Below are 17808 nucleotides of genomic sequence, written 5' to 3' on the forward strand. Positions count from 1 at the left end.
ATGAAGAAATATTTAATACATATCGTTTTATTTTTATGTTTTACGCAACAATTCCATACTCAAGAAGATGGAGTTGTTTCGTTTGCTATACCTGTAAGGAATTCTTTAAAATTTAATAGACATATTATTAACCCTACCTTTAGTTTTGTAAGAGAACAAAATAAATATATTAGTTTTAATAATAAAAGGCAATGGGTTCAATTCAATGATGCCCCACAAACATATTTATTTGGGTATTCTGGTAGGTTTAGAGAAGACATAGGAGTTGGCGTTAGTTTATTTCAACAAAACTATGGCGTATTAACAACTTTTGGAGGGCTTTTAAATTTTGCATATAATGTTGTTTTAAATAGGGATAGTAATCTAACTTTTGGTATAAATTTAGGGTTTTACAAAAGTGGCTTAAACGATGGTAAAGTGGTGACAAATTTCCCGGATTCATCATTAGATAATATCCCTTCAAACTCACTATTAACCATAAACCCTGGAATAAATTACGGTACAGACTTTCTTGATTTTGGACTCTCAATAAACAATGCTGTTTTGTATAATCTTAATGCATCTAAAATAGTTGAAGAAGATCCAGAACAAAGTGTACAAGCTCATGTTATGTATACTGGTTATACAAATACCCGTGGTTTTTTTGACGAAAGTAAATTTTCTGGACTAATCAAGTCAGAATTCAAAAAAGATAATACAGTTATTTCTGGAATAGCCATGCTAACAGTACCCAAAGGTATTTGGGCACAAGCAGGGTATAATACTTTGTACGGATTATTTGGTGGCATAGGTTTTAATATAAGCACTCAGATCTCTATAGAGTATAATTATGAAAAAGCCATGGGAGACCTAGTAAATTTTGGTAGTTCCCATGATATTACTTTAGCTTATAAATTTAAAAACCGTTACAGATATAGATATAGTGGTGATGATGAAGAAGGTTCTGTTATTATTCCAGATAAAAAATCAAGACGTTATGTTGCAAAGCGAAGAGTTCCTTCCAAACCAAAAGTATCAGCTCAAGATAGAGCATCGGCAAGAGCCAAAGCTAAAGCTGATGCTGAAGCCAGAGTAGCAGCAGCGGAAGAAAGAGCAAAAGAAAGAGCAGCTGCAGCAGAAAGAGTTAAAGCTGAAGCTGAAGCCAAGGCGGACGAAGAGGCTAGGCTGAAACGAGAAGCAGACGCGGCAGCGGCCAAGGCCAGAGCAGACGAAGAAGCCAGGTTGAAACGAGAAGCAGACGCGGCAGCGGCCAAGGCCAGAGCGGACGAAGAAGCCAGGTTGAAACGAGAAGCAGACGCGGCAGCGGCCAAGGCCAGAGCGGACGAAGAAGCCAGGTTGAAACGAGAAGCAGACGCGGCAGCGGCCAAGGCCAGAGCAGACGAAGAGGCCAGGTTGAAACGAGAAGCAGACGCGGCAGCGGCCAAGGCCAAAGCAGACGAAGAGGCCAGGTTGAAACGAGAAGCAGACGCGGCAGCGGCCAAGGCCAAAGCAGACGAAGAGGCCAGGTTGAAACGAGAAGCAGACGCGGCAGCGGCCAAGGCCAGAGCAGACGAAGAGGCCAGGTTGAAACGAGAAGCAGACGCGGCAGCGGCCAAGGCCAGAGCAGACGAAGAGGCCAGGTTGAAACGAGAAGCAGACGCGGCAGCGGCCAAGGCCAGAGCTGACGAAGAGGCCAGGTTGAAACGAGAAGCGGACGCGGCAGCGGCCAAGGCCAGAGCTGACGAAGAAGCCAGGTTGAAACGAGAAGCAGATGCCGCAGCAAAAGCCAAAGCAGACGAAGAAGCCAGGTTGAAACGAGAAGCAGATGCAGCAGCAAAAGCCAAAGCAGACGAAGAAGCCAGGTTGAAACGAGAGGCCGAAGCGGCAGCAGCAACACCAGTTGATGATATTACTAAATCGATGAATGATTTATTAACAAGGCTAGATGAAACGGTAGCTAGTAGAGATAAAGACCTTAAAGATTTGAAAGAAGAAAATGATTTAGGCGAAAAAGGAATTGTTACAGCTCCAAAACCTTTTAAAAGTATATCAGCAGAAAATGCAGCACTAGAGTCTTTGAAGTCAGAGCTTGATGGTGTTATAAACACCCGAAATGAAAAAATTACAGAGTTAGAAAAATCATATAAAGGTTCAATAAATCCTGCAGAATTAAAAATGCTGGAAAGGTTGAAATTAGAACAAACACAAGCTTTAAATTCAAGAAAAAATTTAATGGCCACATTAGAAAAAATTAAAATAGCCACAGAAATAGAGAGAAAACGAAGAATTAAACGAGCGGCTTACGATAATGCAGATGATAGATATTCTAAGGATATGGCAACATTAAATAGAATTAAGCAAAATACTCCTGTAAGTTCAGTACCTCTTAAAGAAGAAGATTTTGATTTTGGTGAAAAACAGAGTGGTAATATACGGATTGTAAAAGATGTTAAAAATGTAGAGAGTGGTTATTATTTAGTAATTGCTGTACATGATGATGTTGATAAAAGAGACGAATTTGTGAAGAAAACAGTATCTGCTGGACAATCAAACGTAAACTTCTTCTACGATGAAAACACTAGTAAATATTTCATTTATTATGAAAAATATAGTAGCGTAGAACAAGCAACAAGAGCTTTACAGTCCAAAGGAGATAAGCCATATAACGGAGAAATGTCTATGGTTAAAATAGAAAATTAAAAAAATATATATGTAATAAAATTAGCCCAGCTTGCTTTATCTGACTATGCCCCTAAACCTATGAGGATAAAGAAGCATCAAATATAAACTATTATGAAAAAACCTACTACTTTAAAAAAAGAACTAATTGTGTTGCTGATATTACTATTCAGCATACAATTATTTGCTCAAAATCAAGTGCCCTTCACACCTAGATTTAATCAAGATTTGAAGGGTGATATCATACTGATAGGTAATAATATTTTGGGACCAAATAACAATGATTTCAATAATAATTCGACATATAACGATGAGGTTAATATGCGATATATTGACATTGATTCTGATGGAACCACGTTTAGTTCATCAAGTGCGGATTTACTAATCCCTATTAATCCTAATATCCCACCCGCAGCTAATGATTGTTATGAAATTGTACATGCCGGCTTATATTGGAGTGCCGTTACAGATGGTACAGAGCCTATTGATGCTGTGAAATTAAGGGGGCCAACCGGTGGATATAATGATATTACTGGAACCGTTATTTTCAATGCAGGAAGCACATCGGTAGATGGGGGTAATAGTTTTCCATATGCATGTTATGCAGATGTAACAAATATTATAAGGGCATTAGGTACCGATCAAGGAACATATACTGTTGCTAATGTATCATCAGCCCAAGGTCAGACAGAACTTTTTGATAATTATACAGGAAACTCAGCTGGATGGTCTTTATTTATAGTTTATCAAAACCCGTCATTACCAGGTAAATCCATAACTAGTTTTGATGGTTTTAGTACTATTACAAGAAATACTCCTGGATTAGATGTTACGGTTTCAGGATTTAGAACCGTACCAGCACCAGCTCCAGTTAGAGCGAATTTCGCATTTGCTGCTTTAGAAGGTGATAAGCCAATTACAGGTGACCGATTAATAATTAATGGAACCAGGTTGTCTGACCTGAATCGAGGTGAAAATAACTTTTTCAACAGTTCAGTAACAGGTCCACCTGTCAGAGTACCTAATAGTAGTAATGCTTTAGGGTTTGATACGGGTATATTGGCCGTACCTAATCCAGCAAATGGCGTTATTAATAATAATGACACAAGTGCTACAGTACGTTTGGAAACAGGTAGAGATACCTATTTCCCATATTTCTTCGCTTTTGCGGTAGATATTATTGCGCCTAACATGGTGCTTACAAAGACCGTTGAGGATGAATTTGGAAATAACATTGGAGGCGGATTAGTAGATCTCGGAGATGAATTAAATTATGTAATAGGTTTTCAAAATACAGGAAACGATGATGCTACGGGACTAACCATTAGAGATGTACTTCCTAATAATATTGAATTTGATTACCCAGCCGATATGGGTTTATTGCCTCCAGGGGTTACAGTTCAAAGCTATAATCAAGCAACGCGAGAGCTTATTTTTGCTGTAGATGATTCTGTAATAGAGGAAAATGACCCTGTACTGGAAATCCGTTTTAGAGTTACAGTAGTAAGGGAATGTAGTTTGCTGAATGATGCCTGTGATAATATTGTAAGTAACCAAGCTTTTTCAACTTATAGAGGTACTTTAAATCCTTTGTTTGTTATTTCAGATGATCCAAGTTTCAGCACCAATACAGGTTGTCTGTTAATACCTGGGGCTACTAACTTTATTGCCGATATTGATTGTACGTTTGAAGAAGATGTGATTCTTTGTGGCGATAATGTGGTATTAATGGCAGGAGATGATTACGATTCATATTTGTGGTCCACGGGAGAAATAACACAATCCATAACAGTTACAGCCCCAGGAACGTATACGGTTCGTAATACAGCAACCGCACCTTGTCAATCTATCGACCAGATTTTTAATGTAATTACTTATGGAGCAGGAGTTCCAAATCCAGTGATTCCATTTGCAGATCAGGTCGTTGAATGTCCTGATGACGGAACAGAATTACCTAATATTTTTATGTGCGGTGCCTCCGATACAACATTTATTGATACAAATATTACTGATGCCAACTCAATAATTTGGCAAAGACTGGACGAAACAAGCTGTGCAGCAGTTGCAGATATAAGATGTGCCAATGAGGAAGCAACTTGTACATGGAATACAGTACAAACCGGACCAGATTATTTAGTAGACACGGCTGGACAATACCGATTAACGTTAAATTATACAGGTGGTTGTTTTAATGAGTATTATTTTAATGTTTATGAAAATGTATTGCTGCCAACTGCAACATCAAATGATATTATTTGTACAACACCAGGAGAAATAGTTGTAGCAGATGTGCCTTCTGGCTATGAGTATAGTATTGACAATGTGAATTTTCAACCTAGTAATGTTTTCTCTATTACTACGGCAGGTATCTATACCGTTTATATTAGACAGATAGGTGTTACACCTAACCCTTGTGTCTTCACAATACCAGATATTCAAATAAGAGAAAGAAATTTTACTGTTACAACAGACATCACACAACCTTTATGTCATAACGGACAGGGAAGTGTCTTAGTAGCGGCTAATGATGTGCGCCCACAATATTATTTTTCAATTTCCCAAGGAGGTACATTAGTAAATAGTGTAGGTCCTATTGTAGCAAGTGATTATACATTTCCTAACTTAAATCCGGGAACATATACTATAGACGTTACTACAGACGATGGTTGTGTATTTAATGGTGATATAGATATTATAAACCCGACATTGTTGGAAGCTACAGCGGCTTTAACAAGTCCTTTAACTTGTACCGATGGAGAAATTACCGTGTATCCTGTTGGAGGAACATCGCCTTATTTCTATTTTGTAAATAGTACAACGGTATTCCAAACACTACCACAAATACCAGTTACAGCAGCAGGAACATATGATATTAGAGTTGTAGATTCTAACAACTGTTTTGTAGATATCTCAATAGATGTAGATGCCATACAACCTCCTGCCTATACTGTTTCTAAGACGGATATTTTATGTGCAGGTACTGGAAACGTTGGAGAAATAGATATTAATGTTACGAATGCTAACGGAAATACATTACGATATAGTATTGATAATGGAGCGACATATTCCAATTCACCTGTTTTCACAGGACTTGCAGTTGGAAGTTATGAGGTATTAGTTGAATATACTTCAGGAACAGATGTGTGTGTTACGGCACCACAAACTATAGATATCATAGAGCTTTCTGCGGTTACAGGAACAGCAACCTTAACAACTCCATATACGTGTACTACTAATGGAGAAATAACGGTTTCAGGAGTTTCTGGAGGAACTGCACCTTATTCATATAGTATTGATGGCATAAATTTTCAACCAGGGCTTACATTTACAGGTTTAATTAATGGTAATTATACAGTAACAATAAGAGATGCAAATAATTGTACATCTGTAACAGCTCCTATAACTATAGATCCATTAAACCCTCCAACGGATTTAACATTTACATACGGAGGTTTTGATTGTGATGATGAGACCTCTTCTTTTAATGTTAATTTGCCATCATGGGGTGGTGGTTTACCACCAATAAGATTCCAAATTATAGCAGTCCCACCACATATAACAGTTGGTTCTCCTCTATATAATTATTTAACTCAAGTAAATTCAGATGGACAATATTCTGGAGTACCTGCAGGAGTATATACATTCGAGGTAACGGACAGAAATGGTTGTGTTTACCAAGAAGATTATAGTCTTGCACCAGAACCACCAATAGAAGTTACAGGAACATTACTAAGCAATGTTGACTGTTTTAATTCAGCAACAGGATCAATTGAATTTAATGTAATTGGAACTTTTACAGGTGGTAACGATGTTTATGATTATGATATTACTGGTCCTGTAAATAGTTCAGACACTAGACAAACAGCACCAACTATTACATTGAATAATTTACCAGTAGGTACTTATTCTATTACAGTGACTGAAAGAGGTACGGGTTGTACTTCGACAGCATCAGTTACTGTTACAGGTCCCCCATCGGGATTAACAATTACAGCAACTGAATCTCCTATTACCTGTCTTACAGATGGTAGCGTTGTTCTTAATGCCGTAGGCGGTTGGGGTGGAAATTCATATACATTAACACAACCAGATACAACTGTTTTAGGACCACAAGGAAGTAGTACTTTTGGAGGTTTAACACAAGCAGGAACTTATACAGCGACTGTTACAGATTCAAATGGATGTACGGCGACAGATACATTTACCTTAAGTTTGCCAATATTACCAGTTGCTTCTATAGATGTGGCATCAGACTTATGTTATGATACGACTAATGCAGCAACACTAGTGGCAACGGTAACATCTGGAGGACAAGCTCCTTTTGAATATAATATTAATGGAGGCCCTTTTGGTTCTAGCAATACATTTACTGGTTTAACTCCTGGTAGCTATACCATTATAGTAAGGGATGCTTACGGTTGTCAAGTTACTTTACCAGCGCAAACCATAGCACCACAATTAACATTAAGTGCCGTTTTAACCAAAGACATAGATTGTTCTGCTGCACCTGATGCTTTAATTACAGGTAATATTTCGGGAGGCACACCACCATATGAATATACAACCTCTTTTAATGGAGGGGCGTATAATCCATTGTCTACAGCAATAGCGGGAACAACATTTGTTAGAGCCGTAGCTTCCCCGGGAGATTATAGATTTAGAGTAACCGATGCACAAGGATGTCAGGTAGAATCTGGAGTTGTTACTGTAAATCCAGCAGTAAACCCAACGGCTTCGGTAACTACGGTGAACCCTACTTGTAATGGCGGGGCAAATGGTTCGGTACAAATAATAGCCTCAGGAGGTGAAGGTCCTTATGAATATCGTTTTAACGGAAGCGCTTTTACAACAACATCATTTTATGATACATTAAGTGCTGGTATTGCTTACACATACCAAGTGAGGGATAGTAAAGAGTGTCTTTTTAATGGTACGGTAACTTTAACAGAACCTGATGCTTTAGCAGCAACACATGCGGTAACACCATTTAGTTGTAGTGCTACAAATGCAAGCCAACCAGCTACGGTAACTGTAACTGCTACAGATGGAACAGCACCTTATCAATATAGCTTTAATGGATCTGGTTACAGTGCTACCAATACATTCAATGTGAATGATGATGGTACAAACCAAAACATTACATATTCAGTAAGAGATAATCAAGGATGTATTTTTAATGGTTCAGTAATTATTACAGCTCTAAACCCGCCAACGGCAGGTACCATTACTAGTACACCTATAACATGTATAAGTACAACAAGTACAGCTACAGTAACGCAAGCAGTTGGAACGGGTGTAGGAGTATTGACTTATGAAATAACGTCACCTGCAGCTTTTGTAACTTCAAATGGAACAGGAGTTTTCCCAGGATTAGCACCAGATACTACTTATACTTTTAGAGTAACAGATGCTGATGGTTGTTATTATACAGAATCACATAGAATAGAGCCTGTAGTAAATATTACAGTAACAGGAGCATTGGTAAACGATGTAAGCTGTAATGGTGGTACAGATGGTGCTGTAACTTTTACAGTTTCTAATTTTGCTACCACATATAGTTATACTATTAATGGTGTATTACCAGCAACAACAGGACAATCGGCAGTAACAATTCCTTTAACATTATTACCTGCAGGAGATCAGGTAATTGTTGTAACAGATGAAGCAACTGGATGTACAGACACGTTTACTGTACCAGTTAGTGAACCAGCAGCTGCTTTAGCACTTAGCGCTACGTCAACAAATGTATTTTGTACGAATGATAATTCACAAATTACAGTTACAGCAACAGATGGTACGCCAGGTTATACTTATGCCGCAGTTATTACAGGAGCTCCAGCTCCAGCAATTGGAGCATATAGTAGTGGTAATGTTATAACAGTCGATACAAATTCGGCGGCAGATTTAGTTTGGGATGTATATGTAAGAGATGCTAATGATTGTATAGAAATGACTACGGTTACTATTGTTAGCGATCCATTACCAACAGTAAGTACACCACCTTTAGCATCTAATCAATGTAGCGTAACTTCTGGATTTACTTTTACAGCAACTCCAGGGGCAGGTGCAATTACACCGCTAACATATAGTATAGATGGAGGAACCTCTTATCAAACTAGTCCAACGTTTACAGTTAATGGACCAGGAACTTATACCGTAACTATTAGAGATGGTAATGGGTGTACGGCAACTAGTGCTACCACTACAGAAGTTTTTGCACCAGTTACAGCAGGTGCTATTTTAACAAAAGACTTAACATGTTCAATACCGCAAGAAGCGACCATGGATATAACAGTATCTGGAGGTAATAGCCCTTACTCTTATAGAGTTAGTATAGGAGGCGTTGCTTATGCAGGACCACAAATACCAATTGTCGGGTCAGTATTTACTTATACGCCAGTTTCTCTTGTTGGAACTACGTATCGATTTGAAATTACTGATGCCAATGGTTGTACAGTAGAAACGAATATCATAACAACAAATACTGCGGTTAATCCAGTTATTACTAGTGTAACACAAACACAGTTTATTTCATGTTTTGGAGACCCGACAGCTGCTATTGATATTGTTATAGATAATACAGTAGGTTTAGCGCCTTATACCATAAATGTTAATAATGATACAACAACCACAAATTATGGTACGCAGACTAGTGGACTGCCAGCGGGAAGTTATACTATAACTGTTACAGATGCCAATGGGTGTACGACTACTGATACTATTGCAATTAGTGAACCATCAGTTATTGTTACGACTCATCATGAAATACCTATTACATGTAGCGGAGCAGGAGTAACCAGTGGATCTATTATAATTGACGGTGTTACAGGAGGAACAGCTCCTTATGATTATTATGTTACAGGAATAAATGGTTATTCTAATTCTGAAAATAACCTAACTGGTACAACATCTACAAGTTTTGATGTTGTTGATTTCGGATTATATCAAATCCGTATTGTTGATGCTAATGGTTGTACTGATTTGATTCAGGATGTATTAGTCGCATCACCACCAGACGATCTGGATATAAGTATTAGCGCACCACCACCACCAGATTGTTCTACTGGAGGATCTGTTTTGGTAGAAGTGGGAACTACATTGGCAGGAGTTGGTCCGTATCATTTTGCTATTTATACTGGACCTGGAATGACTTATGCTCCAGGACCACCATGGCAAGATGAAGATGCACTAGGTAGTCAACAAACAACATTTACTAATTTATTGCCAGGGGTAACCTATACGTTTATTATATATGATGCAGGAACAAATTGTTATTATTATGAAACATCGACAATTCCGATTCCAACAAATTCAACATTAACAACTAGTCCAGTTGTTGAAAATAATATTACTTGTACAGGAAGTGACGATGGAAATGTAAGCTTTGATATTACCAGTGTTTATCCAGCAACGACCGATGTTACTTATGAGATTTTTAACTCCGATACAGTAGCTACAACGGGTGTGACTGGCTCGGGAACAGTTCCTGCTAATGGGACATTATCAGTCTCTAATTTAGGCCCATTGCCAGTAGGTAATTATTTTGTTCTAGTAACGGAGTCCGCCGGAGCCACTAATGCAGGTTGTAGTGTTTCAACTACTACATTTAGTATTACAGAGTCAGCGGCCTTATTAACCATTAGTGCTTCAGTTTCAAAAAATGCAAATTGTAATGAATTAGGTACTATTACAGCTACAGCAGCGAATGGTACTGGACCATATGAATATCAAGCGGTAGTATCAGGAAGTCCTGTAGTGCCAGCCAATTGGGCTGCTGCTAATACGTTTAATTTAGCAGGAAGCACAACTTATCGTATTTATGTAAGAGATGCTTACGGATGTGTTCAATTTGATACAGAGGTATTACCTACAGATCAACCACCTACTATAAACCCAGTTGCTCAACAATGTTATACGGGAACTCCTATTAACATTACGCTATCTGGAAACGTATTTGTAGGTACAGCTGCATACAGTATTAATGGGGTTGCTGGTCCTTACCAGGCAAGCCCTAACTTTACAATTGCTTCACCTGGAACCTATACTTTAAGTATTCGTGATGGTAACGGCTGTACTGCAACGACATCTTATGTTGTAGAGCCTCAATTATTACTTAATGCTAATATGACACAGGATTTAGAATGTCAAGGCGTTGATGCAAGTATTACGTTAACACCAACTGGTGGAGTAGGACCGTACACTTTTGAAGTGAGTTTTAACAGTGGAGGCTTTACTCCTGCTGTTTCTCCTTTTACAACAAGTGTCGCTGGAGATTATGTGTTTAGAGTTACTGATTCTCAGGGACCTCCTGCATGTCCAGCTTTATCTAATACTGTTACAGTAACACCAAGAACAACGCCAATCGCTACAGAAAGTCATTTTGATGTAACTTGTATTGGTCTGGGAGATGGGCGCATTGTAGCAACAGCATCTAATGGAATACCACCATATCAATACAGTAATGATAATGGAGTTACATTCCAGGCATCTAATGAATTTAATGGATTAGTGCCAGCAACATATAACATTGTTGTGAGAGATAGTAAAAATTGTGACTCAGCAGCGGTACCAGTAGTTATTGATGAACCTTTAGTGGTTACTTCAGCACCAGTTTTAACACAAGGATTAACTTGTGGAACGGGTAATGCTGCTCAAGCTGCTACGATAACGATTAATGCAGGGGGAGGTACCTCTCCGTATGTATATAGTTTTGATGGAGGTGTGAATTTTACACCAGTAAATATTTTTACAACCACTACAGCTGGTTCAGTAAATACTATGGTTAGAGATAGTAGAGGATGTTTAAGTGCTGTAGTACCAATAAATATTCCAGCATTAGTGCCTCCAACAGATTTAATTTTTAGTTCAACCCCAGTAACGTGTACAAATTTAACAAGCGATATTACTTTAACTACAACAGGTGGTGTAGGCGTGTTAGCTTATGCTATTTTATCTCCGGCAAGTGCCACAGGAAATACTACAGGAGCTGCTTCTGGAATTTTTACAGGATTAGCCCCAGATATTTATTTATTTGAAGTAACTGATGCTAACGGATGTACATATGAAGAATCATATACGGTAGAAGATGTAACAAACATTACAGTTTTAGGAGTGTTTGGTAACGATGTAACTTGTAATGGTACTCCAACTGGAGCAGGAAGTTTTACAGTTGGAAATTTTGCTGGAACTTATAGCTATAGTATTAATGGAGCAGCAGCAGTGGTTGGTCAATCAGCTACAACAATTAATTTGCCGCCATCAATTGCTGGAACCTATACAATCGTTGTAACAGACGAAACAACAGACTGTACTGCAACCGATTCAGTAGTGATTAATGAACCAGCTTTATTAACACTTACTGAAACAGGAAATATAAATGCGAATTGTAATGAAGATGCACAGGTAACTGTTGAAGCAAACTTTGGAACACCAGGTTATACATATGCCTTTGTTCAAGATGGCGTTGCGCCAGTGCCTGCGGATTTTACAAGTAATGCGACTGCGTTTTTAAACCCAGCAACAAACACAGATTGGGATGTTTGGGTACAAGATGCTAACGGATGTCAAGAACAAATAGATGTTACTATAGCTACAGATCCATTACCATCGGTAACAGCTGCTGTAGATAATCAGTGTACAGGAACTGCATCATTTACTATTACAGCAACACCAGGAGCGGGTGCAATAACACCATTAAGCTACAGTATTGATGGCGGTATGTCTTATCAAACAAGTCCCGTATTTACGGTAAGTACAGCTGGAAGTTATACTGTAACTATTAGAGATGGAAACAATTGTACTGCCAATACTGTGGCGCCAATAGACGTTTTTGCACCACTTGCAGCAAGTGCCACTTTAACTAAAGATTTAACATGTTCAGTTCCAACTGATGCCTCTATGGATATTGAAGTGCTTGGAGGAAATGGACCGTATTCTTATAGAGTTAGTATAGGGGGTGTTGCTTATGCAGGGCCACAAATACCATTTGTAGGAACTACATTTACTTATAACAACGCTACGGCAGATACATATCAGTTTGAAATTACTGATGTAAATGGTTGTACAACAGAAACAAATGTAATAACAACCAATGCTACAATACCTGTAACATTTACAACAGCTGTAGTTGATGTTAGTTGTACTAATGGTAATGATGGTTCCATTACTGTAAACCTAAGCCCTGGTAATGATGATCCAAATTATACTTATGAGATTATTGCAGGACCTATTTTAAGACCTTCGCAAACCTCAAATCTTTTTGAAGATTTAGTAGCTGGAGATTACACAGTAGAAGTAACTTCTGGTAAGGGGTGCACTAATACTGCAGTTGTTCGAGTTGATGAGCCGTTAGCTTTAACGGTTTCAGGAACCGCAACGCCTTATACATGTGCACCAGATAATTCTGTAAACACAAGCACATTAACTATTAATGAAGGCGCAGGAACAGGAACCGCACCATATACATATAGTATTGATGGTACAAATTATTTCACAACGAATACATTTGATATCATTGATACAGGTGTTCCGCAAACCATTAATATTTTTGTAAGAGATAATAATGGGTGTATTGAGAGCAATACTGTAAATATTGCACCATTACCAACGCTAACTGCTGCAACAGTAGCGGTAGCTACACCTATTGATTGTAATGGCACAGGTTCGGTTGATATAACTGTAACAGGAGGATCTGGTAACTTTACTTTTCAAATGTTGCCTAGTGGAACGCCACAAGCATCTAATATATTTAGTATAACTAATCCAGGAACTTACCATTTCCAAGTGAATGATTTAGATACTGGATGTACTATAGATGCATCATATGAAGTACTGCCTTTTGATACTATTGATGCAGTAATAAATACACCAACTCAAGTCACCTGTTTTACAGATAATAATGGTGGATTTGAACTTAATATAAGTGGTTATACAGGACCTTATAATTATGATATATTAGATAGCACAGGAGCTTCAGTAAGAGGTCTTACAGCAGCTAATACATTAACAAACCCTGAACTGGTAACAGGATTAACAGGAGGTAATTATACTGTGGTAGTAACAGAAACGGCAAGCCCATTCTGTACTACAACATCAAATGTAATTACTATAGATTCTCCTGCCAGTGCATTAACATTGGTAGCAACAGAAACAGCAAATGTAACCTGCGATAATAATGTAGGTACTATTACGGCTGTAGCTAGTGGGGGAAGAATACCTTATGAGTATGAATTAACAGGAGCGGCAACGGTAGCATATTCTCCAAACGGAACGTTTACAAATTTATCAGCAGGTGCTTATACAGTAAATGTTAGAGATGCTGGGGGCTGTATAGCTTCCGATCCAATTACTTTGGATATTCCAACACCAATTTCAGCGACTGTGACTCCAAGTGCAAGCTTATTATCTTGTTTTGGTGATACAAATGCAACAATAACTGTAAGTGCAGTTACAGGTGGACAAGGAAGTAATTTTTCATATACGCTTAATATGGTTTCACCTGCGGTAACGTCGTCAGGACCTCAAACAGATCCAGTATTTACAAATCTGGGTGCAGGAACTTATAACGTTACAGTAACCGATGGATATAATTGTGAATTTAATTCGCCTAACGTCGTTATAAATGAGCCAACTCAAGTACAAGTAACTTTAGCAAAAGAGACTTCACAAACTTGTTTAACAAGTGCTACGTTAACATTAAGCGCTACAGGAGGAACAGGACCCTATACATATAGTGATACTCAAAATTTTGTTACGACTCTAGGATCATTCCCTTCATCGGTAACATTCCCTGTATCAGTAGGATCTCATGTTTATTATGTAAGAGATGCTAATGGTTGTAATGCGAATGTTTCTAATGAAATTATAATAGACCCACTACCAGCTTTAACAGTTGATTTGGAGTCTGTTAATATAAATTGTGCTGGTGATAACACGGGTGTTATAACCGCAACAGCTCAAGGTGGTTTAGGCAGTTATGTTTATACCTTACAGGATACATCTGGAAATGATATAACTCCAGTAACTCAAAATAGTCCAGGTGTTTTCACCGAACTTGTTGCAGGAAGTTACCAGGTAAGAGTAGAAAGCCTTGATTGTTTAATCACTTCTGCAAGAATTGATATTACTGAGCCTGCACAACCATTAATCGCAGATTTTGTAACGACAGAAGTGACTTGTCCAGGTTCTGATGATGGTATTTTACAAATAAATGCATCTGGTGGTACTGGATTGATTAGATATGCCATTTCACCAAGATTAGATCAGTTTTTCGAAACATCTACATTTGAAAACCTTGCTCCTGGTACTTATCAGGCCATTGCACAGGATGAATTAGGATGTTTCGTGTTTGATACTTTTACCATTGGTTCGCCAACTCCAGTATTAGTAAGTCTAGTACCTGGTTCATTAATTCCTGAGATTTGCGAGGGTGATGCAGATGGATCATTTAGCATTGATATTTCAGGAGGTAATTTACCATACAGTGTCGCTATAGATGATATAAATGGTACTTATGTGGCTGGAACAGCCACTCAAACACAGTTTGATTTTGATAATCTAGGTGGAGGAGACCATATTGTGTATGTTAGAGATGCTCGTAATTGTGAATCTGAATGGACTATCGCATTCCCGTCATCAGTAAGGATTAATCCTGAAACTGCTGTAGAGTATGCTTGTACTGGAAATATAACAACAAACACCGTTACGGTAACTGTAGATGTTAGTATAACAGACTTAACAGATCTTGATTATTCATTAGATGGTGCACCATATCAAGCTAGCAATGTATTTGTAAATGTGCCAGCTGGGTTAGATCATTATGTAGATGTAAGACATACAAATGGATGTATTCAAAGAACGGAAGGTTTTGATATTGATCAATCGGATCCATTAACGCTTGTTTTAGAAGATGGCGGATTAAACGAAATCGTTGCTGTGACAACAGGAGGATCAGAACCGTATGAATACACGCTTAATGACGAGTCTTATGGCAGTACTAACACATTCCTTATTTATTCATCTGGAGATTATACCGTTACTGTAACAGATAGAAATGGTTGTGTGGCGACTGTTACCAGATATTTTGAATATATAGATGTATGTATTTCTAATTACTTTACCCCGAATGGAGATAATGATCAAGACGAATGGGGACCAGGTTGTACATCTCAATACAAAGATCTTACTTTCGATATTTTCGATAGATATGGTCGAGCAATTGCAACATTACATGTTGGAGATACATGGGATGGTAAATATAATAATGCAGAGCTTCCAACTGGAGATTATTGGTATATATTAAAACTTAATGATCCAAAAGATGATCGCGAATTTGTTGGACACTTTACACTTTATAGATAATGAAAATAAAGGATTATGATATTGAAAATTAGAATGATACGAATACAAAAATTATTTATATATATGTTTCTCTTGGTTATAGCTAACAGCTATAGCCAAGAGTTAAACTTACCTGTTTTTACACAATATTTGGCAGAAAATAATTTTGTAGTCTCTCCAGCATATGCAGGAATTGGAGACAATTTAAAGGTTAGAGCTAACGGATTAACACAGTGGGTAGGTATAAAAGATGCACCACAGAATCAATCTGTCTATGCTGATTTTAGAATTGCTGATCGTTCTGGAGTAGGTGTGTCGCTTTATAATGATAGCAATGGGCTTACCATTCAAAAAGGTGCTAAATTTTCGTTTGCACATCACCTTATTTTAGATTACTATGCAAAAATGTACTTATCATTTGGTATTTCTTATAACTTGAATAGTTTTAGAATTGACGTTGATAAATTTGAAAATAATTCTCAAAACCCAGTTACTAATATTCCAACAGATGACAGAGCAATTACAAATAATAACTTTGATGTTAGTGCTTTGTATCGATTTAAAGGGTTTTTTATGAGCTTTAATGCAAATAATATATTAGGTAAGGGTAAAGATTTCGATGAAACTATTAGAGCTTTAAAAGATGAGCCTAATTTACTTTTAAATTATCAAATTTATTCAGGATACACATTTAGAGGTCCTAAAAAGAGTGGTTTAGAATATGAGCCATCAATTTATTATCAATTATTCAGTAGTGATAGCAGATCAAGTACCGATATTAATTTTAAATTCAGAAAATTTAATAGAAAGGAAGATTATTATTGGGCTGGGATATCCTATCGTTTTCTTAATGATCAATTTTTTAAACCTTTAAACATAGGGCCCATGGTAGGATTTAAGAAATCTATTTTCTATTTAGGATATGCGTATCAAATAACAACCAATAACTTATCTGGGTTCAACTCAGGAACTCATATGGTAACTATCGGATTAGACTTTTTACGAGGTATTAGTAACTGTCCATGTACACAAAGCCCAGTGCATTAATTAGTCGATCATCAGATTATTTTTATAATATCCAACTAATAATCCGTTATCGGTTTGTATTAAGAGGGTTTATATTGTATTAGTGAATAATAATTCGTTTCATTTTTTTGGTGTGTTTTATTTTAAATAATTTAACAATCTAATTTCTTTTTATAGATTTGTTTAAATTTTAATCCCTCACCTAACTTAATGAACCTTGTACTAAAGGAAATAAGTAAAAAAAATGAAAAAGTCTTTAAAATCTTTTTTGATAAACATTATAAAGATTTAGTTGTTTACGCGAATACGTATCTTTTTGATAAGGATTCGAGTGAAGATGTTGTGCAAGACATTTTTATTTATATCTGGGAAAATGCAGGGAAATTAAAAATAGAAAGCTCACTAAAAGGCTATCTATATGCCATGGTAAGAAACAAGTGCTTAAACTTTTTAAAATCTATAAAGATTACCGATAGTTATGAGCTTTTAGAGTTTAATATAAATTTGATAACCGAACACGTCTTTAATTCTACTTCCAAAGAAGAAAAAAAAATAGTATATCATCAAATATTAAAAATTGTAGATACGCTACCGGAAAAAATGCAACAAGTAGTCAGACTAAAGTTTATGCATAATTATAAATATTCTGAGATTGCCACTGAGTTAAATATTTCTGTAAATACGGTTAAAACACAGCTTAAAAGGGCAAAAGTTAAAATTATAGAAATGGTAACAGCCATCCTTATTTTGCTTCAAATAAATCAATAAAAGAACTTTTTTTTTGAT

The 17808-nt window shown here is 37.1% G+C and carries 4 protein-coding genes; all 4 read left to right on the forward strand.

The features are described from left to right. The 4 genes from EM932_RS01750 (at position 1) to EM932_RS01765 (ending at position 17790) form a co-directional block, all read left to right on the forward strand. Complete coding sequence (locus EM932_RS01750; RefSeq protein WP_135874835.1) at positions 1-2679, forward strand: PorP/SprF family type IX secretion system membrane protein; 2679 nt, start codon at positions 1-3, stop codon at positions 2677-2679. 93 nt (positions 2680-2772) lie between these two features. Next, positions 2773-16017, forward strand: coding sequence for a T9SS type B sorting domain-containing protein (locus tag EM932_RS01755; RefSeq protein ID WP_135874837.1), 13245 nt, complete (start codon positions 2773-2775; stop codon positions 16015-16017). Positions 16018-16050: 33 nt separating this feature from the next. Beyond that, a complete protein-coding gene (locus EM932_RS01760) occupies positions 16051-17043 on the forward strand; it encodes a PorP/SprF family type IX secretion system membrane protein (RefSeq protein WP_246040829.1) in 993 nt (330 codons plus the stop codon). Positions 17044-17232: 189 nt separating this feature from the next. Then, positions 17233-17790: an RNA polymerase sigma factor gene (locus tag EM932_RS01765; RefSeq protein ID WP_135874841.1), complete on the forward strand. Its 558-nt coding sequence runs from the start codon at positions 17233-17235 to the stop codon at positions 17788-17790. Positions 17791-17808 lie beyond the last annotated feature (18 nt).

The organism is Flavivirga rizhaonensis, from assembly GCF_004791695.1.
Taxonomy (GTDB): Bacteria; Bacteroidota; Bacteroidia; order Flavobacteriales; family Flavobacteriaceae; genus Flavivirga; species Flavivirga rizhaonensis.

Bases quoted from the DNA above. Each gene is read 5' to 3' on its own strand.
- EM932_RS01750 (WP_135874835.1), top strand. From the start codon at position 1: ATGAAGAAATATTTAATACATATCGTTTTATTTTTATGTTTTACGCAA.
- EM932_RS01755 (WP_135874837.1), top strand. From the start codon at position 2,773: ATGAAAAAACCTACTACTTTAAAAAAAGAACTAATTGTGTTGCTGATA.
- EM932_RS01760 (WP_246040829.1), top strand. From the start codon at position 16,051: ATGATACGAATACAAAAATTATTTATATATATGTTTCTCTTGGTTATA.
- EM932_RS01765 (WP_135874841.1), top strand. From the start codon at position 17,233: ATGAACCTTGTACTAAAGGAAATAAGTAAAAAAAATGAAAAAGTCTTT.